Raw genomic sequence first — 18,782 nt, forward strand, 5'->3', positions numbered from 1 at the left:
AGTCCGAAAACCCAGCAAAACAATCGCCAGCCGGAAATTAGCTGACTAAAAATGTCCGACCCTCCACACGGGGGTATGAAGAGCCGAAACCAAAAATAATTGGCACTGACATTCATCGACACACTATTGAGTTCTCAAAGAACACACGCACACACATCCGATCCGAATTTCTCCGGACTTTCTGTGAAGCAACTTTTCCAGCTTAGCTCATTCGTTCACCCGATCAAAATCGGGCTCCCGATCGAGCCAGTGTGATCGCCAGGCGCTCCTCGTCCTACCTCGTTTCCCGGTCCATCCGCTCGGCGTCTCCGCCTCGCTTCTCGGCTCCGGGTCGGTGTCCGTGTCGCTCTGACCTGGAATAAGTTACGCGGCGGATAACGCTTCGTCAAATCGCCTGTCCAACGCGCTTTTTCGCAGGTCAGAGACACGCGAACGGCGGTAAGCGAGCGCGAATGACACAAGTGTGATTCAGACCACCACAAGATCACTCCCAACGCCTCGGAAGACAATCGCGCCGCGCCCGATCTGCCGACAAGCCGCACTCAGCGCGGTTCCCGCGCGGCACGCAGCAATTTCGCCCCGAGCCCGGCAAGCAGGTCCCTCATCTCGGTGGGTTCGACGACCTCGAAGTCCAAGTCCAGGTGCGCGATGCGGAGGGCGGTCCACTCCAGCGAATCCGCGCAGGTGCGCAGTAGACAGGTCCGCTCGTCCAGCGGCTCGATCTCCTCCGCGCGCACGCGGAACGTTTCGGCCAGGGTTGCGGCGGAGGCATGCACCCGCAGGACCACAGGACGGACCGGCCTGGAGCGCGCCAGCTGGCTGGTCACGAAACTCGCCGCATCCTCGGTGGGCAGCGCGCGGGGTGCGCAGCGTATTCCGATCGGTCGCGGCGCGGTCAAGCGGTCCACGCGGAAGGTGCGCCAATCGGCGCGGTCGACGTCCCAGGCGACCAGATACCAGCGGCGGCCCGCGGAGACCAGGCTGTGCGGTTCGGCGAGCCGGCCGCTCTCGGTGCCGGTCTTGTCGCGGTAGCGGAACCGGATCCGTTCGCCGTCACGCGCGGCGGCGGCGAGCGTCACCAGCACTTCGGGATCGATCAGGGGCCCGGCAGCGGGGCCGCCGAGCGACACGGTGGTGGTGTCTATCGCGTCGACCCGGCGTCGCAACCGGGACGGCAGGACCTGCTGCAATTTCACCAGCGCGCGAGCGGCCGATTCTTCGATGCCCGCGATCGCGCCCTGCGCCGCGCCGCGCAGTCCGAGGGTGATCGCGACCGCTTCCTCGTCGTCGAGTAGCAGCGGCGGCAGCGCCGCGCCCGCTTCCAGGCGGTAGCCGCCGATCGCGCCGAGGCTCGCGACCACCGGGTATTCCAGCTCGCGCAGGCGTTCCACGTCCCGGCGGACGGTCCGCACCGTGACCCCGAGCCGCGCGGCCAGTTCGGGGCCGCTCCATTCGCGGCGGGTCTGCAACAGCGACAGCAGCTGGAGCAGTCGGGCGGCGGTCTGGGTCACGTCCTCGAGTATGGCGGCGAACGAGGACGAAATCCGACCTCATCCGTTCCTAGCGTGAGGTCCGTGCATGCAGATCGAGACACCATCAAGATCATCGGGGCTCGCGAGAACAATCTGCGCGACGTCTCGCTGACCATCCCCAAAGGCAAGATCGTGGTCTTCACCGGCGTCTCCGGCTCGGGCAAGTCGTCGATCGTCTTCGGGACGGTCGCGGTGGAATCGCAGCGGCAGCTCAACGAGACCTTCACCTGGTTCATCCGCAATCGGCTGCCCAAGTACGAGCGTCCCGAGGTGGAGGCCATCGACGACCTCGCGCCCGCCGTCGTCGTCGATCAGAAGCCGATCGGCGGCAATTCCCGGTCCACGGTCGGGACCATGACCGACATCCACTCGGTCATCCGCGTGCTGTTCTCCCGGCACAGCGTGCCGAGCGCGGGCGAGGCCACCCGCTATTCGTTCAACGACCCGCTGGGCATGTGTCCGGCGTGCGGTGGTCTGGGCCACGTGGTGCGGCCCGATCCGGACAAGCTGATCGATGCGGACAAGTCGCTCAACGAGGGTGCGATCACGTTCGGCCCGTTCGCGGTCGGAACATTCCAGTGGCAGCTCTACGCCGAGTCGGGACTTTTCGATCCGGACAAGCCGCTGCGGGACTTCACCGCCGAGGAATGGCAGCTGTTCCTGCACGGCAAAGGATTTCGGGTGCCGCGCAAGAATCGGAACGGATCGGCGGGGAACAACGCCTACGAAGGACTGCTGGAGCGGTTCGACCGCCTCTACATCAAACGTGATCTCGCCGCGCTGTCGGACAAGAATCGCGCGGCCGCCCGCGCGGTGGTCACCGAGAAGGTCTGCCCGGAATGCGGGGGCGCGCGGCTCAACGCCGCCGCGCTGGCGAGCCGGATCGACGGGCTCGGCATCGCCGACTACGGCAGGATGGAGATCACCGATCTCATAGACGTGCTCGACCGCTTGGACGATCCGGTGGCGCGGCCGATCGCCCAGGCAGCCGTCGCCAGGCTGCGGCGGATCGAGGAAGTCGGGCTCGGCTACCTTTCGCTCGATCGGGAGACCGCGACCCTGTCGGGCGGCGAGGCGCAGCGCCTGAAGGTGGTCCGGCATCTGGGCTCCAGCCTCACCGGCATGACCTATATCTTCGACGAGCCCAGCGTCGGCATGCATCCCCGGGACGTGGGACGGCTGAACACGCTGCTGCGCCGGCTGCGCGACAAGGGCAACACCGTGTTGGTGGTGGAGCACTCCCCGGACGTCATCGCCGTCGCCGACCACGTGGTCGACATGGGGCCGGGCGCGGGTTCCCATGGCGGGCAGGTGGTGTTCCAGGGCACGGTCGATCAGCTGCGGCTCGCGGAGACGCCGACCGGTGCGGGCTTGCGCCGGGTCCGCCGGGTGAAGGAGGACGTCCGTGAGCCTGCGGGATGGCTCACCGTGGCCGATGCCGATGCCTACAACCTGAAGAATCTCACCGTGCGCTTTCCCACGGGTGTGCTCACGGCGGTGACGGGTGTGGCGGGCTCCGGGAAGAGCACGCTGGTGTCCGGCGCGTTCGTCGCGACGTATCCGGAGGTCGTCGCGGTGGACCAATCCGCGATTGCCGCGTCCCGGCGCTCCAGCCCGGCGACCTATCTCGGCATCATGGACCCGTTACGTCAGCTTTTCGCCAAGCGGCACGGTGTGCGACCGGGCTTGTTCAGTTTCAATTCCGACGGAGCCTGCCGCGAATGCGACGGCGCGGGCGTGATCTTCACCGACTTGGCGTACATGGATCCGGTCACCACGGTCTGCCATGCCTGCCACGGACGCAGGTACCGTCCGGAGGCGCTCGCCTACGAGATTCGCGGGGCGTCGATCGCCGACGTGCTGGAGATGCCCGCGGAGCAGGCGCTGAACTTCTGGGCCGAAGCACAGGACCGGCGGATCAGCACGCCGTTGCGGTCGCTGCTCGATGTCGGTCTCGGGTATCTCACCCTCGGCCGGTCGCTGTCCTCGCTGTCCGGCGGCGAACGCCAGCGCGTGAAGCTGGCCGATCACCTCCAGCGGCGCGCCGAAGCCACCGTCTACGTGCTGGACGAACCGACCACCGGACTGCACATGGCCGACGTGGACACCCTGGTCGGGCTGCTGGACCGGCTGGTCGACGCGGGCAACACGGTGATCGTCATCGAGCACGACCTCGATCTCGTCGCTCGGGCCGACTGGGTGATCGACCTCGGACCCGACGGCGGAAAGCACGGCGGCGAACTCGTTTTCGCCGGCACGCCTGCGGACTTGCTGACCGACGGCCGGTCGCTGACCGCGGAGTACTTGCGGCGCAGTGTGGTTGCCCGATGATCCCGCCACCGTGGACCTGATCGCGGCATCATGAACCTATGGCGACGCGGGAGGTGGTCCGAGCGGGAAGTTTCGCGCGGATCTACGACCCGAGCGCCGGGGAGCCGGAAGCCTGGTACATCAACGACCACACGATTGTTCGCGACGACTACGGGCGGTGGCACCTTTTCGGCATCACGCATCCCGAACCGGCGGACCCGTTCGATGAAATCGAGTTCGCCCACGCCACCGCCGACCGGTTGGCCGGCCCGTGGACCAAGCATGCCTCCGCGTTGCGGGTGGACCGGAACTACGGCGAGACGCATCTGTGGGCGCCTTACGTGCTCGCGGCCCTGGGCCGGTACCACATGTTCTACGCGGCGGGCGGCGCCGACCGCACCGCCGCGGCGATGAACCTGGCGACCTCGCCCGACCTGTTCCACTGGACCAGGTCCGCGGCGGGGCCGCTGTTCCGCGACGGCTACGACGCGCGCGACCCGATGGTGGCGCGGGTGGGCGACCAATGGGTGATGTACTACTGCGCGACCAGTGCCCCGGACGGTGGTCACCACGTCGTCGCCTACCGCACCAGCACCGACCTCGTGCACTGGGGCGAGCGGCACATCGCGTACACGGACCCGGCAAAAGGCACCGAGGCGGGCAACACCGAGTCGCCCTATGTCCTCCGGCACGGCGGATGGTGGTACCTGTTCATCGGTCCGCGCCCGCATTACGTCGGCACCGACGTCTTCCGCAGCGACAACCCGTTCCGCTTCCGCATCGGCGACAAGGTCGGCCATATCGCGGCGCACGCCGCCGAGGTGGTCGAAGCGGACGGCCGCTGGTGGATCACCAGCGCGGGCTGGGGCCAAGGCGGGGTGCATCTGGCGCCGCTCGGCTTCCCGCGGGGGCGGGTCGTCAAAACGGTTCCGCGCTAAGCGGTCCGAAACACCGAGCCGAGCGCCATTTCGGCGAAACCCGTCTATGGGCGCGGTCTCGGCTGGTATCTGTTGAGCGAGTCGAACTCTCCGATCACCCCACCTACGGGAGGGACCGGCATGGCCCGTATCGGCATCATCAGCATCTCCGATGGCCGCAACTATGTGCATGCGGGCATCGCCGATTTCATCGCCTCCACCGAGGACCGGCTCGTGACCGCGCTGACGGCGGCGGGGCACGACGTGGTTCGCGGCGCGGCGCCGATCAGCGACAACGCGCTGGCAGGCACGGTAGCGCGCACGGTCGCCGCGGCGGGCGTCGATCTCACCGTGCTGCACTACGCGGTCTGGGCGTTTCCGCACTTCACGATGCTCGCGGCGGGCGCGATTCCCGGTCCGCTGCTGTTGCTGTCGAATATCGACCCGGTCCAGCCCGGCATGGTCGGCATGCTGGCCGCCGGAGGCGCGCTGGACCAGATCGGGCGCAAACACAGCAGGCTGTGGGGTGATCCGTCCGATCCCGGACTGATCGAGGCCATCGGCGTTCGCGCGCGGGCCGCGGCCGCCGTGGCGAGCTTGCGCGGTTCGACATTCGGGCGCTTCGGCGGGCGGCCGATGGGCATGAACACCGCGGTCGCCAACACCGATCAGTGGCAGCGCCGATTCGGCATCGACGTCGAGGAAATCGATCAGTGGGAGATCGTGCGGCGCGCCGAACTGGCCGACGCGGGCGAGGCGAAGGCCGCGCGCGAATGGCTGGAGCGGCACGCCGCAGGCGTGCACTACGACGGCGCGAAGCTCACCCCGCAGTTGCTGGAACGCCAGATCCGCTCGTATCTCGCGGTGCGCGAGCTGATCGCCGAATGGCGCCTGGACTTCTCGGGGATCAAGGGACAACCGGAGCTCACCCAGTATTTCGCCACCATGGACATCACCGAGGCGTTCCTCAACGATCCCTACGACTGGAACGGCCCGAAGGAACCGCACGTCTGCGCGACCGAGGCGGACATGGACGGCGCGCTGACCATGCAGCTGCTCAAAGCCGTCGCGGACACCCCGGTGCTGTTCGCCGACGTCCGCCACTATCACGCCGATCGGGACATCTGGGATCTGTGCAATTCCGGTCAGCACGCCACCTGGTTCGCCGCGCGCAGCGACGATCCGGCCGAGAACCTCGCGAAGGTGCATTTGTATCCGGAGGTGTTCTTCTTCCCCGCGGGCGGCGCATCGGTGCATCATCTGGCCGCGCCGGGCCGGATGACCCTCGCCCGGCTCACCCGGCTCGACGGCGACTACCGCATGCAGCTGATGCTCGGCGATTTCGAGCACTACGACGAGCAGACCAACGATGCGCTGATGAAGCAGTCGACCCGGGAGTGGCCGCACGCCTTCGCCCGGCTGGACGCGCGCGCCGAGGACTTCCTGAACCGGTTCGGGGCCAACCACATTCACGCGGTGCCCGGCGACCATCGGGAAGCCCTGCGTGCGACGTGCGGCTTGCTCGACATCACGGTGGACGAGTTCACGCGGTGACGATGTTCCTCGGCATCGACATCGGGACCTCGAGTTCCAAAGGCGTGCTCACCGACGCGCGCGGCACGATCGTCGCCAGGGCCGAGCGCGCCCACGAGGTGTCCATGCCGCGCCCCGGCTGGGTCGAGCACGACGCGGAGACGGTGTGGTGGGCGGATTTCCGCGCACTCGCCCGTGAGCTGGTGGCGGCGGCCGACGGCGCCACGCTCGCGGGCCTCGGGGTGTCCGGCATCGGACCGTGCCTGCTGCCCGCCGACGCGGAGGGAAGGCCGCTGCGCCCTGCCATCCTCTACGGCGTCGACACCAGGGCGAGCGCCGAGATCGCGGAGCTGAACGACGAATTCGGCGCGCGGGCCGTGCTCGACCGCGCCGGGTCGCCGCTGACCAGCCAGGCCGTCGGCCCGAAGGCCCGGTGGCTGGCCCGGCACGAGCCGGACGTCGCCGCGCGCACCGCGATGCTGCTGATGGCGAGTTCCTTCCTGGTGCACCGGCTCACCGGCCGCTACGTTCTCGACCATCAATCGGCCAGCCAGTGCGTGCCCCTCTACGACCTGCGTGAACGCGCGTGGGCGACCGACTGGGCCGAGCGGGTAGTGCCGGGCTGGAGGCTGCCGGAGCTGGCTTGGCCCACCGAGATCGTGGGCCGGGTGAGCGCGGACGCGGCGGCCGCCACCGGGCTCCCGACGGGGCTGCCCGTCACCACCGGGACCATCGATGCCTGGGCCGAGGCGGCCAGCGTCGGCGTCCGCGCCCCGGGCGACGCGATGATCATGTACGGCACGACCATGTTCCTGGTGCAGGTGCTCACCGACCCGCGGCCGCATCCCGGTCTCTGGGGTACCTGCGGCGCCTGGCCGGACACGTATACCCTCGCCGCGGGCATGGCCACTTCCGGCGCCGTCACCGACTGGCTGCGCAAACTCGTCGGCGGCGAGTTCACCGACCTGGTCGCCGCGGCCGCGGAGGTGCCCGCGGGCAGCAGGGGCCTGCTCGTGCTGCCCTATTTCGCCGGGGAGCGCACTCCCCTGTTCGATCCCGACGCACGCGGCATCGTCGCCGGATTGACCCTCGGGCACGGACGGCCCGAGCTCTATCGGGCGGTGCTCGAGGGCATCGGCTACGGGGTGCGGCACAACCTCGAGGCCATGACCGAAGCGGGCGGACGGGCGAGGCGTCTGGTCGCGGTGGGCGGTGGCACCAGGGGCGGGTTGTGGACCCGGATCGTCTCGGATGTCACCGGCCTGCCCCAGCAGTTGCCCGCCGAGACCGTCGGCGCGAGCCTCGGTGACGCCCTGCTCGCCGCCGAGGCCGCCGGGATCGAGACCTCGGCGTGGAATCCGATCGTCGACACCGTTCGCCCGCACCCCCAGCACGTCGCGAAATACGAGCAGTACTACCGGCACTACCGCGATCTGTACGATCGAACCACGAATATCGCGCACTTCCTCGCGGCCGAACAGCATCGTGCCGGGGCGGCTTCCTGAGCGCGAATATCCGTGCGACGGTGGACAGTCGCGCCGCGGAACGATACGAGGACTTCATGCCCACGATCACCCTGACCCAGGACAATTTCGACTCCGTCGTCACGTCGCATCCGATCGTGCTGGTGGATTGGTGGGCCGGGTGGTGCGGGCCGTGCCGGTCTTTCGCTCCGGTGTACGAGGCTTCCGCGCAGCGGCATCCGCAGATCGTGCACGGCAAGGTCGACGTCGAAGCCGAGGTCGCGCTAACCGCCGCCGCGCAGGTGACGCAGTATCCGACCGTGATGGCGTTCCGGGACGGCCTGCTGGTCTATTCCGCGGCGGGCGCCATGGCGTCGGACGCGCTGGAGGACCTGGTGCAGCAGATCCTCTGGCTGGACATGGATCAGGTCCGCCGGGAACTCGCCCAGCAGGCCGACGCCCGGCAGCCGGCCGCGACCGGTGCCGTCACGGCGCACCGGGCCGGGCTCGCGCCGACCGCTCCCCGATACGGGTGGCCGGGACTGTGACCGCGCCGGGCGGTGAACTGTGGCGGCTGGACGGCACGCGAACGCGGTCGGTCAGCGCCGAGAATCCGACGGGGGCGCCCGGCGCGGGCGCGCGGGCGACCGACGGCACCGGAGCGCACGCGGCGCGGCTGCTCGGACCGGGATGGAAGATCTCCCCCTCGATCGCCCTCGCGCACGGTGGAACCGCCACGCTGGCCGACGTGTCCGGTCCCGGGGTGTTCCGGCATTTCTGGCTGACCACGGAGCGTTCCGTGCTGCGCGGGCTGACGCTGCGGATGACCTGGGACGACGCGACGCGACCCGCGATCGAGTCGCCGCTGGGCGACTTCTTCTGCAACGGATGGGGCGAGACGGCCCTGCTGAGTTCGGAGATGGTGGTGGTCGCGCCCGCGGGCGGATTGAACAGCTACTGGCCCATGCCGTTTCGGCACCGAGCGCGTATCACCCTCGAAAACCATTGCGGCCGTGAGGTTCCGGTGTATTACCAGGCGACCTATACCGAAGAGGACGTGCCGGACGACGCCGGGTATCTGCACACTCGGTGGACGCGGACGACGAGCTTGGGAAATCCCGCCGTCCACACCGTTCTCGACACGGTGCCGGGGCCGGGCCGCTACGTCGGCACCTATCTCGCCATCCGCCCTGGTGCGCCGGGATGGTGGGGCGAGGGTGAGGTCAAGTTCTTCCTGGACGGGGATACCGACCATCCCACCATTTGTGGAACGGGCACCGAGGACTATTTCGGCGGCGCCTGGAATTTCGACCTCGACGGGACGTACCGGACATACTCCACGCCTTATCTGGGGCTGCATCAGGTGCTGCCGCCGGAGCAGATCTATCGAGCGGATCAGCGCTTCGGCATGTACCGATGGCATGTGCGCGATCCGATTTGCTTCGAGCGCGAGTTGCGCGTCACCGTGCAGGCCCTCGGATGGCAGGACGCGGAGACCTATCTTCCGCTGGAGGACGCCGATGTGGCGACCACCGCCTGGTGGTATCAGGGCTGATCGGGGCCTTCGCCATCCGGTGGGAGCGCCAGCAGTTCGTCGGCGCGTGCCAGCGCCGCGTCCATGCCTGCGGTGAGATCGTCCAACCCGGTCAGGCCGTCCAGCAGCCCGGCGAGTTCGTCCTGCACGGCGCGCAGTTCGGCGATCGCCGGGTCCACCCGGAACCACGCCACCGCGTCGCGCCACCACGGATCGCCGGACAGCCAAGCCCACAGCACGTCGCGCACCAGCACCGGGTCGGAGGTGTACATCTGGAAGGACTCGGTCGCCGAACCGGCACGGTGCTCCAGCTCGTAGACGCCGTCGGGCAGCAATCCGGCCCGTATCTCGTGCAGATCGGCACGGCTGAGTTCCAGCACGGCGTGTTCCGGCCCGGCCGGTTCACCGAGCAGCTCGCCGAGCGCGTCTTCGGTCAGTTCCGGCAGCCGCGTCCCGTCTCCCGTGCGGATGCGCACGTCGGTGGGGTCGATGCTCATCGCGCCAGTCTGCCCGATACGGCGGCGGAATACCCGAAACGCTCCGGTGCGGGGCGGCGAGGTGCAAGGTGATCGTATGGGTGTGCTCGAGACGATCGGACGGTTCGCCGGATCGCGCGGCGGGCTCGTCCTGCGAATGCGACCGCGTTCGATCCGCCCCCGTCCGCCGCGCGGCGGGTGCCGTATACGCGTCACGAGCGAGCTTCGACCGGGGCAGGCCCGATGACGACGGTGGCGGGAGTCGACAGCTCCACCCAGGCGTGCAAGGTCGTCGTCTGCGACGCCGACAGCGGTGAGATCCTCGCCCAGGGGCGGGCCACGCACCCGGAGGGAACCGAAGTCGCACCGGCCGCGTGGTGGGAGGCGCTGCGGACGGCGAGCGCGGGATTGCTCGACGACGTGGACGCGATCGCCGTCGCGGGGCAGCAGCAGGGCTTGGTCTCGCTGGACGCGGCGGGCGTCCCGGTGCGGGACGCGCTGTTGTGGAACGACGTCCGCTCCGCTGATGCGGCGAAGGACCTGATCGCCGACCTCGGCGGACCGGGGGCCTGGGCCGATGCCGTCGGCAGTGTGCCGGTGGCAGGCTCGACCGTCGCCAAATTGCGCTGGCTGGCCGACCACGAACCGGAACTCGCCGACCGCACCGCTCACGTCGTGCTGCCGCACGACTACCTGACCTGGCGACTACGGGGCGGCGGACCGGGACGCGTGCTCGAGCCGACCACCGACCGGGGCGATGCCTCCGGCACCGGCTATTGGTCGCCAGCCGGCGGCGGCTATCGCGAAGACCTGCTCTCCATGGCTTTTCGCGGACGCCGCCCGGCGCTGCCGCAGGTTCTCGGCCCGAACGAATCCGCGGGGCACACGCCGTCGGGCGCACTGGTCGCCGCCGGAACGGGGGACAACGCCGGTGCCGCGCTGGGCTTGGGCATCACGGACGGCGACGTGGTGGTCTCCCTCGGCACCAGCGGGACGGCCTACGCCCGCACCGGGCATCCCGCCGCCGACGCCACCGGCGCGGTCTCCGGGTTCGCGGACGCCACCGGCGCGTTCCTGCCGCTGGTCTGCACGCTCAACGCCGCCCGCATCCTGACCTCGACCGCCGCTCTGCTCGGCGTGGATCTGCCCACGCTGGAATCGCTCGCCGCACAGGAGCCGCCCGGCGCGGACGGCGTCGTCCTGCTGCCCTATCTCGCCGGTGAACGCACACCCAACCTGCCGCATGCCGCGGGCAGTCTGCACGGGTTGCGGCCGGAGGCGATGCGCCCCGGCACGGTGGCCCGCGCCGCCTTCGAGGGGCTGCTGTGCCATCTCGCCGACGCGCTCGACCGCCTCATCGAGATCGCCGGGGTGACGCCGCGGCGCGTGCTGCTCATCGGCGGCGCGGCGCGCTCCCGGCTGGTGGCGGCGATCGCCGCGCAGGTCTTCGGCGTCACGGTGACGGTGCCGGAACCGGCCGAATACGTCGCGCTCGGCGCTGCCCGCCAGGCGGCGTGGGCGCTCAGCGGCGCGTGCCGGCCGCCGACCTGGTCCGCATGCCCGGTCGCGGAGGTTGCGCCACCGGCCGATACCGCGTCCGGACGGGAGATCCGGGCCGAGTATCGCAGTGCTCGCCAGGCGCTCTACGGCTGACCGCGCTCGTCATCGCGATCCCCCGGCCGTGCGCGCGGGGATCGGGATATACCCCATCCCGCGTTCCGGTTGGCCGATTTGTGTCGCCGGCTGGCGCCTCGACGGACAGAGGGGTTGGATCACCCTCGTCGAAAAGAGGTGGACGAATGACCGATACCCTGGTGCGGAGGGCGGTGACGGCGGAACGGACCGAACTCGCCGAACTCCTGGCCGGACTGGACGCCGAGGGCTGGGACGCTCCGACGCTGTGCGCGGGCTGGCGGGTACGCGAAGTGGTCGCGCACATCACCATGCCGTACCGCCTGTCGAGCGGACGCTTCGCGCTGGGGATGGTCGCGGCGTTCGGGAACTTCAACCGCATGGCCGACCGCACCGCCCGGATGGACGCCGCCACGCTCAGCACCTCGGATCTGCTGAAAACGCTGTGGGACAACGTCGATCATCCCTGGCGGCCGCCGGGCGGCGGACTGTCCAACGCCTTGAGCCACGATGTGATCCACGGATTGGACATCACCGTGGCGCTCGGCCTGGACCGCGTGGTGCCCGAGGAGCGGATGCGCTTGGTTCTGGACACGATCGATCCCAGGACCGTCAAACTGTTCGGCGCCGAACTCAGCGGCATCGAACTGCGCGCCGACGACCTGGACTTCAGCTACGGATCCGGCACGGTGCTGTCCGGTCGCGCCCAAGACCTGCTGCTCGTCCTCTGCGGGCGCAAGTTGCCCGCCGGCCACCTCAGCGGCGAGCCCGCGCAGCGATTCACCAGACGCGAATGATCCGGGTGCCCGCTCACCGGCGGGCTTCGGCAAGCTCGCGCAGGTAGGCGGCCGTTTCATCGTCGGCGGGGAAGTACGCTTCGACCGCGATCTCGTCGAGCGTGATGTCGAAGGCCGCGCCGAAGGTCGTGATGGTGCTGAAGAACCCGAGCGGCGCGTCGCGGTGGCGCAGCCGGATCGGCAGCAGTATCTCGGCGGAGTCACCGTCCGCACCGCCCGGCGAGCCGTAGGAGCGCAATTCCTCGTACAGGGCCGCCAGGGCGGGATCTCCGGTCGCCATGACCTGGCGGGCCAGGCGAGGCAGCAGGAAAGCGCGGACCTGGTCGAGATTGTCCAGCCGGGAGGCGAAGCCCGCGGGATGCAGTCCGAGTCGCATCATGTTGATCGGTGGTTCGAGCAGTTCCGGAGCCACGCCGTCGAAGAACACGCCGACACAGGCATTGGCCTGCACCAGGTTCCAGCGCCGGTCCACCGCCAGCGCCGGATACGGTTCGTGCAGCCGCAGGACCCGCTGCACCGCCTCGCGGGCGCGCCGCAGCGCGGGATCATTCCAGTCGCTGCGCCGGAACTCGGGAGCGTGTCCGGCGGCGACCAGCACGCGATTGCGTTCGCGAAGCGGGATGTCGAGTTGCTCGGCCAAGTGCAGCACCATGGCGCGGCTGGGCGTCGTGCGGCCGGTCTCGACGAAACTGACGTGCCGGGCGGACACGTCGGCCTGGATGGCCAGGTCCAGCTGGCTCAGCTTCCGCCGGTGCCGCCACTCCCGCAGCAGTTCGCCCACCGGTCGATCACCGTTCATCGGCCAAGTATCACGGCGCCCCGTTCGCGCCCGCCATTACATGGCAGGTAATCGACACCCCGGTTCGCCCGCTGCCAGTGTCGGCGGCATGACGAAAGACAACACGGCACTGCGCAACAAGGAACTGCTCTCCAGCGGCTTCGCGGAATTCGCCGCGGGCAACCTGGACGTCCTGCGCACGCTGCTGCACGACGATTTCCTCGAGCACAGTCCCGGGAATCCCTCGGGCAAGGAGGCCTTCCTCGAATTCATCGCACAGGCGGCGGTGACCAGGTCGAAGCTGGAGCTGGCACGGGTGATCGCCGACGACGACTACGTGGTCATGCATTACCGCATGGTCCCGCCCGGCGGCGAAGAGCCCGACCTGGCGGTGGTGGACATCTGGCGGGTGGCCGACGGAAAGATCGTGGAGCACTGGGACGTGGTGCAACCGGTGCCCGACCCAGGGCAGATCCCGCACGGCATGTTCTGACCGGTGCCGGTCGGTTCATCGGGAACCGACCGGCACCGGTACGTCCGCATCGATCCGATCGTCAGCGGTCATCCGTCCCGGCCGGCCCGTTCCGCCGCGTCGAGCGCCGACCGCCGCGGCACCGCGCGTCGGCTCCTCATCACTGCGCCGCGCGTGCGGCGGCGCGCACGACCGCGGCAAGCGCCGCCGCCTGGGCGGAATCGGCTCGTCCGCAGGTCCACCCGGTGTGGTCGGCGCCGCGGTACTCCAGATAAGCGATGGCGTTGTCGTCGCTGTCGATCGTGTGCTGGGTCAGGCCGAGCACCTCGATGCGATACCCGGCCTCGGCCAGTGCCTCGGTGAGCGCCGCGACGGGGCCGCCGCGACGGCGGGTCCGGTGGGTGACGCCGTCGATGATCAGCGTGATCTCGGTGTCCCCGTCGTCGCTGGTGCGCCACTCTTTCAAGGCCGGCCCCGAGAGTTCGTCGCAATAGACCGCCTCGAACAGGTCACGCAGTTCGGCGGCGGTGATCTCGGCGCCGGTGTCGTCGGCGAGCGCTTGCACGTGCCGGGCAAAATCGATCTGCAGGCGCCGTGGCAGTTCCATGCCGTATTCGGTGTGCAGCAGGTAGGCGACGCCGCCCTTGCCGGATTGGGAATTGACCCGGATCACCGCGTCGTAGCTGCGGCCGATGTCGGCGGGGTCGATGGGCAGATAGGGGACGCGCCAATCGAGTTCACGCTCCGGGATGCCCGTCGCGGCGGCGCGGGCTCGATGCTCGGCCATGCCCTTCTTGATCGCGTCCTGATGGGTGCCGGAGAACGCCGTGTGCACCAGATCGCCCACGTACGGGTGACGTTCGTGGATCGGCATGCGCGTGCAGTACTCGACGGTGCGCCGGATCTCGTCGATGTCGGAGAAGTCGATCATCGGATCGACGCCCTGCGCGTGCAGGTTCAGCGCCAGCGTGGCGATGTCGACGTTGCCGGTGCGCTCGCCGTTGCCGAAGACGCAGCCCTCGACGCGCTGCGCGCCCGCGAGCACCGCGAGCTCGGCACACGCGATGCCGGTGCCGCGATCATTGTGCGGGTGCACCGACAGGATGACGCTGTCGCGGCGGGCCAGATTGCGATGCATGTATTCGATCTGGTCGGCGTAGACGTTCGGGGTGGCGACCTCGACGGTGGCGGGCAGGTTGAGGACGACCGGCCGCCGCGCGGTGGCGTCCCACAAAGTGGTCATCCGGTCGCAGATCTCGAGCACGTAGTCGGGCTCGGTCAGGTTGAACACCTCGGGTGAGAACTCGAACCGCACGTTCGGCAGGTCCCCGGCGCAGTCCAGCACGGCACGTCCGCCGTCGAGGATCAGTTCGGCCAGCGCCGCGCGGTCCTTGCCGAGCACGACGTCCCGCCACGCGGGAGCCGTCGCGGTGTACATGTGGATGACGACGTCGTTGCGGATACCGCGGATCGAGGCGACCGTGCGCTCGATGAGATCGCGCCGCGCCGGGGTGAACACGGCGATCGTCACGTCCTCCGGCGCGAGATCCTCCTCGGCGATGAGCCGTACGAAGTCGAAGTCGGTCTGCGACGCCGACGGGTAACCCACCTCGATTTCCTTGTAGCCCATGGCGACCAGGAGCTCGAAGAAGCGCCGTTTGCGCGCCGGGTCCATCGGTTCGGCGAGTGCCTGATTGCCGTCGCGCAGGTCGACCGGCACCCACAGCGGCGCCTGCGTGATCCTGGCCTGAGGCCAGTCCCGTTGCGTGAGCGGCACTTCCACGCGTTGATAGATGTCCCGGTAGCGGTGCGACGGCATGTGCGAGCGTCGTTGGCGATTCCACGCCGGAGCCTGTTCCGGCATGTCGCCCGCAGGGGTGTGAATGGTGGGGAAAGCGGTGGTCATGGGTCTGCTTTCTGGCCGTTGCGGCCGTCACGACAAAGGTGACCGGCCACGACGAAGCCCCACGGCGGGCGGCCGGTCGTTCAGGCCCCGCCGTGGCGGCTGAGCAGAAGCATGGTGCGCATGATGGCTAGACTGTACACGACTCCTCAGACAAGTAGAGAGGTAGCGATGATCTCGCAGGTACGGCGCCATCCGCTGGCCGCGCAGGCGGCCGAGGTGCTGCTCGCCAGGATCCAGGCGGGCGAATGGCCGCTGGGCCACCGCCTGCCCGGCGAGACCACCCTGGCCGCACAGCTCGGCGTCGGACGCTCCACGCTGCGGGAGGCGATCCGCGAGCTGGCCGGAAAAGGCGTGCTGGACAGCAGGCAAGGCGCGGGCGTCTTCGTGACCGCGCTCGACGTGAGCGAGGAGTGGGACGCGGTGCTGCGCCGCGCCACGATCGCCTCGGTGATCGAAGCGCGCATCGCCATCGAGGCCGAGGCCGCCGCGCTGGCCGCTCAGCGGCGCACCCCCGCCGACCTGCGGATGATCCGCCGGACGCTGGCCGCGCGGGAACCGCACGGCGGGCCGGTGGCCGAGCACGTCGACGCCGATATGGCGTTCCACCGGGCGGTGATCGTGGCCGCGCACAACGACGTGCTGACCCAGTTGTTCGACAGCTTCCTGCCGCGACTGCGCCTGGCGATGATCGACATGCTGAAGATCCGCCCGGTGCCCTCGGAGCCCGCCGATCATGCCGCCCACCAGCGCCTGGCCGACGCCATCGCCGACCGCGATCCCACCGCCGCGGCGGAATACAGCCGCGCCCACCTGACCACTTTGAAAGAGGCCTTCACGTGACCGATCCGGTGCTCGAGCTGACCGACGTGACCTTCCGCCGGGAGGGCAAGAAGATCATCGACGGGATCTCCCTGACCGTGCGGGCCGGTGAGCGCTGGGCGCTGCTCGGCCCCAACGGCGCGGGCAAGAGCACGCTGCTCGGCTTCTGCGGCGCCGTCACCTTCCCCACCTCCGGCTCGGTCCGGGTGCTCGGGGCGGAACTCGGCCGCGTCGAATTGCAGCGGCTGCGCCGTGGCATCGGCCAGGTGAACCCGCGGCACCCGCTGCGCTCGCCGCTGACCATCCGCGAGCTCGTGCTGACCGGACTGACCGCGACCATCGACACGCCCATGCGCTGGACCCCGACCCCCGACCAACTCGACCGAGCCGACGCGATGATCGACACCGTCGGCCTGACCGGGAAGGCGAGCGAGATCTGGCCCACGCTCAGCCAAGGCGAGCGCGGCCGCGCGCTCATCGCCCGAGCGCTGATCGCCGAGCCCCGGCTGCTGCTGTTCGACGAACCGTCCACCGGACTGGACGTCGCTGCCCGCGAACAGTTGCTGGACACCCTCGACACCCTGGACCGGACCCACCCCGAGGTCGCCTCCATCCTGGTCACCCACCACCTGGAGGAACTGCCCAGCACGACGACGCACGCGTTGCTGATCGCAGGCGGCCATGCCGTCGCGGCGGGTCCCGCAGCGGAGACGATCACCACCGAGAACGTCACCGCCGCCTTCGCACACCCGGTCGAAGTCCGCCACGACGACGGCCGCTGGACCGCGCGGGCAGCCCGCAAACCCTCAGCCTGGCCGCGATAATCCCGGCTCGCCCTGAAGCCGGACCGAGTGCAGCTCGAACGGGCCGCCTCCGATCACCGCATTCACCGAGGTCGTCGCGGAGCCGAAGCGCGCGGTCGCAAGGCGCACGGCGGTGGGACCGATGCCGGTGGACGCGCTCGTCGGCGCGAAGGCCATCGCCCCCCGTGCTACGCCGGGCGCGGCGACCTGCGCGCCCAGCGCACCGAAATCCCGCACCAGGCGCACCACGGTGGTAACGCCGCTGTAATCGCCACACCGCAATCGCGTGTGAGTATGCAGCGAAATCGACTACCACCGAAGGGAATACGGCTACGTGTGGCAGCTCTACCGAGCAGTACTCCGCACCGACGACCATCGTGTACTCGGCTATGTGGACGTCGGCCCGAGGCTCATGGAACACGCCAGAATCGGCCACCACCTCGTTCAAGGGATCGAACGACTGCTCACCGAGCCCACTCGGGTCACCTGGGCCGGACGGGACGCGCCGACGCCGGAGCAGGGCGAAAACCTCTATCGCACAGTGGGTTGGGTCGCCGCGCTGGTACCGCCGGAACACGGCGCGGCCGGCCGCTATCTCCTCAATCACGACCTGCGGGTCTTCGTGGACAAAGCGACCGTACTGGAGAACGAGGCCCGTCACCGCATCCACCCGCTGCCCTTGCTCACCGCGGAACCCGTACCCGCCCCCGGCCGCACGGTGGGCGACCACACCGTCCTCGGCTCGTGGGCACACGCCCTGATCTCGGTCCGCGATACCGTGCCCAAGGGATACGAACAACGGAAGTTCGACCTGGTGGAAAGTCTTTCGTGAATGCCACCCCGATGACCGGGCTCTGCGCCAGTGGGCGATCGACAGCGGTGGCGGACTCCAGGCACGCATGCCGATGACGCGCCTGTCGCCGGTCAGCGGCGCAGTCGGACAGCGCGGATGACGAACCGGCTCATCACCTGGTGCGCGCCGCGGCTTGCTCGGGCGGCGCTCCGACCCCGGCTCACTGTTCCGGTGCGACCGTGGAGGACGCCGAACCGGCGCGGTGCTCGGTATCCGGACCACAAGCCGCGTTCCCGCGCGTTCTGGACGCACCGCGTAGGTGACGCACACCTTGCCCGAGACCAGGGTGATGTGCCTGCCCAGGACGAAGGAGACCAACTCGAATCGGGACATGAACCGTTGCCCCACCGCGAGTTCGGTGAGCATCGGATCGCGCCGGCGCGGGCTGCGCCTGCCGAAGTGGTCCAGCAAGTCGTAGCTGTAGGGCGCGACGCGCAACTGGCACAGCCAGGCGTAGACCAGAGCGGGCGGCGCGTCGATGCCGATCGCGCGATCGGCCTGCAGGCCGCCGGGCTGCCGGTCGTCGCACGGCAGGGGCGCCTCGCGTTCGGCCTCGGTGGCGCCCCACACCGTCCCGGGGATCATGCCGCCGCCGCGATCCGGCGCAGCATGTGACGAACCACCAAGCGGTGACCGCCGCTCCCCACGACCAGCGCGCGATAGATTCGGCCGTGCAGACCGGGAAAGTCGCCGTAACTGCGCGCGCGGACACGGGTCCGGCTCGGGCCCTCCTCGTCCAATTCGAAGATCAGCGCGTATTTCGAGAACCAGTGCTGTCCGCGCAGAGCCAATCGGTGCGGTCGCGTCACGGAATCGATGACGAATCCCGCCGGCGGCGACGGCTCGTGCGGGTCGGGACAGACGACGTTCAGCACCGCTTTCCACGCCCGATCCCGATTCGCGGCGACCGATCTGGCATGCTCATCTATATAGGACAATCGCTCCATATAGAAGGAA

At 69.2% G+C, this 18,782-nt stretch carries 18 protein-coding genes; 12 read left to right on the top strand and 6 right to left on the bottom strand.

The features are described 5' to 3' along the window. Window positions 1-542 precede the first annotated feature (542 nt). On the bottom strand, window positions 543-1,511 hold the full coding sequence (locus ACWDMM_RS30065) for a helix-turn-helix transcriptional regulator (RefSeq protein ID WP_195081773.1): 969 nt from the start codon (window positions 1,509-1,511) through the stop codon (window positions 543-545). A 63-nt stretch (window positions 1,512-1,574) separates the two neighbouring features. Between ACWDMM_RS30065 and ACWDMM_RS30070 the strand changes: the two genes are divergently transcribed. The 6 genes from ACWDMM_RS30070 to ACWDMM_RS30095 all read left to right on the top strand — a co-directional run bounded on the left by ACWDMM_RS30070 (window position 1,575) and on the right by ACWDMM_RS30095 (window position 9,310). Beyond that, entirely contained in the window at window positions 1,575-3,863 is a 2,289-nt protein-coding gene (locus ACWDMM_RS30070) for an excinuclease ABC subunit UvrA (protein WP_357112243.1), read from the top strand. A gap of 38 nt (window positions 3,864-3,901) precedes the next feature. After that, complete coding sequence (locus ACWDMM_RS30075) at window positions 3,902-4,780, top strand: glycosyl hydrolase family 32 (protein WP_357112246.1); 879 nt, start codon at window positions 3,902-3,904, stop codon at window positions 4,778-4,780. A 120-nt stretch (window positions 4,781-4,900) separates the two neighbouring features. Beyond that, window positions 4,901-6,313, top strand: a complete 1,413-nt coding sequence (locus tag ACWDMM_RS30080) for an L-fucose/L-arabinose isomerase family protein (RefSeq protein ID WP_449940662.1) — start codon at window positions 4,901-4,903, stop codon at window positions 6,311-6,313. Between the two features lie 2 nt (window positions 6,314-6,315). Then, window positions 6,316-7,797, top strand: a complete 1,482-nt coding sequence (locus tag ACWDMM_RS30085) for an FGGY-family carbohydrate kinase (protein ID WP_449940724.1) — start codon at window positions 6,316-6,318, stop codon at window positions 7,795-7,797. 56 nt (window positions 7,798-7,853) lie between these two features. Further along, window positions 7,854-8,303, top strand: a complete 450-nt coding sequence (locus ACWDMM_RS30090) for a thioredoxin family protein (protein WP_195081769.1) — start codon at window positions 7,854-7,856, stop codon at window positions 8,301-8,303. Further along, a complete protein-coding gene (locus ACWDMM_RS30095; RefSeq protein ID WP_449940665.1) occupies window positions 8,300-9,310 on the top strand; it encodes a glycoside hydrolase family 172 protein in 1,011 nt (336 codons plus the stop codon). The genes ACWDMM_RS30090 and ACWDMM_RS30095 overlap by 4 nt, the downstream gene beginning before the upstream one ends. Here ACWDMM_RS30095 and ACWDMM_RS30100 read toward each other — a convergent pair. After that, on the bottom strand, window positions 9,301-9,786 hold the full coding sequence (locus ACWDMM_RS30100; RefSeq protein ID WP_195081767.1) for a hypothetical protein: 486 nt from the start codon (window positions 9,784-9,786) through the stop codon (window positions 9,301-9,303). The genes ACWDMM_RS30095 and ACWDMM_RS30100 overlap by 10 nt on opposite strands. A 222-nt stretch (window positions 9,787-10,008) precedes the next feature. Here ACWDMM_RS30100 and xylB point away from each other — a divergent pair, with 222 nt between their 5' ends. Both xylB and ACWDMM_RS30110 read left to right on the top strand, forming a co-directional pair. Then, entirely contained in the window at window positions 10,009-11,418 is a 1,410-nt protein-coding gene (gene xylB / locus ACWDMM_RS30105; protein ID WP_449940668.1) for a xylulokinase, read from the top strand. Window positions 11,419-11,564: 146 nt separating this feature from the next. Continuing rightward, entirely contained in the window at window positions 11,565-12,194 is a 630-nt protein-coding gene (locus tag ACWDMM_RS30110; protein ID WP_449940671.1) for a maleylpyruvate isomerase family mycothiol-dependent enzyme, read from the top strand. Between the two features lie 13 nt (window positions 12,195-12,207). Here ACWDMM_RS30110 and ACWDMM_RS30115 read toward each other — a convergent pair whose 3' ends face one another. Continuing rightward, entirely contained in the window at window positions 12,208-12,993 is a 786-nt protein-coding gene (locus ACWDMM_RS30115; RefSeq protein WP_195081764.1) for a helix-turn-helix domain-containing protein, read from the bottom strand. A gap of 88 nt (window positions 12,994-13,081) precedes the next feature. Here ACWDMM_RS30115 and ACWDMM_RS30120 point away from each other — a divergent pair, with 88 nt between their 5' ends. Beyond that, on the top strand, window positions 13,082-13,465 hold the full coding sequence (locus ACWDMM_RS30120; protein ID WP_195081763.1) for a nuclear transport factor 2 family protein: 384 nt from the start codon (window positions 13,082-13,084) through the stop codon (window positions 13,463-13,465). Between the two features lie 139 nt (window positions 13,466-13,604). On the opposite strand, the gene ACWDMM_RS30125 is transcribed toward ACWDMM_RS30120, so the two are convergent. Further along, window positions 13,605-15,263, bottom strand: a complete 1,659-nt coding sequence (locus ACWDMM_RS30125) for a 2-isopropylmalate synthase (protein ID WP_449940726.1) — start codon at window positions 15,261-15,263, stop codon at window positions 13,605-13,607. Between the two features lie 255 nt (window positions 15,264-15,518). On the opposite strand from ACWDMM_RS30125, the gene ACWDMM_RS30130 reads away from it, so the two are divergent. Together ACWDMM_RS30130 and ACWDMM_RS30135 are read left to right on the top strand one after the other, a co-directional pair. Continuing rightward, the gene (locus tag ACWDMM_RS30130) at window positions 15,519-16,190 is read left to right on the top strand and encodes a FadR/GntR family transcriptional regulator (protein WP_357112264.1); all 672 of its coding nucleotides are present in this window, start codon (window positions 15,519-15,521) and stop codon (window positions 16,188-16,190) included. After that, window positions 16,187-16,993, top strand: a complete 807-nt coding sequence (locus ACWDMM_RS30135; protein WP_449940676.1) for an ABC transporter ATP-binding protein — start codon at window positions 16,187-16,189, stop codon at window positions 16,991-16,993. The genes ACWDMM_RS30130 and ACWDMM_RS30135 overlap by 4 nt, the downstream gene beginning before the upstream one ends. Here the strand turns inward: ACWDMM_RS30135 and ACWDMM_RS30140 are convergent. Continuing rightward, complete coding sequence (locus tag ACWDMM_RS30140; protein ID WP_449940680.1) at window positions 16,976-17,221, bottom strand: hypothetical protein; 246 nt, start codon at window positions 17,219-17,221, stop codon at window positions 16,976-16,978. The genes ACWDMM_RS30135 and ACWDMM_RS30140 overlap by 18 nt on opposite strands. 85 nt (window positions 17,222-17,306) lie before the next feature. Here ACWDMM_RS30140 and ACWDMM_RS30145 point away from each other — a divergent pair, with 85 nt between their 5' ends. Continuing rightward, window positions 17,307-17,804 carry a hypothetical protein gene (locus ACWDMM_RS30145; protein WP_195081758.1) on the top strand — a complete coding sequence of 166 codons (498 nt, stop codon included), beginning with the start codon at window positions 17,307-17,309 and terminating at the stop codon, window positions 17,802-17,804. 602 nt (window positions 17,805-18,406) lie between these two features. Here ACWDMM_RS30145 and ACWDMM_RS30150 read toward each other — a convergent pair. Next, window positions 18,407-18,772, bottom strand: a complete 366-nt coding sequence (locus ACWDMM_RS30150) for a hypothetical protein (protein ID WP_449940684.1) — start codon at window positions 18,770-18,772, stop codon at window positions 18,407-18,409. Between the last annotated feature and the right edge of the window lie 10 nt (window positions 18,773-18,782).

Source organism: Nocardia sp. NPDC003726, from assembly GCF_053586955.1.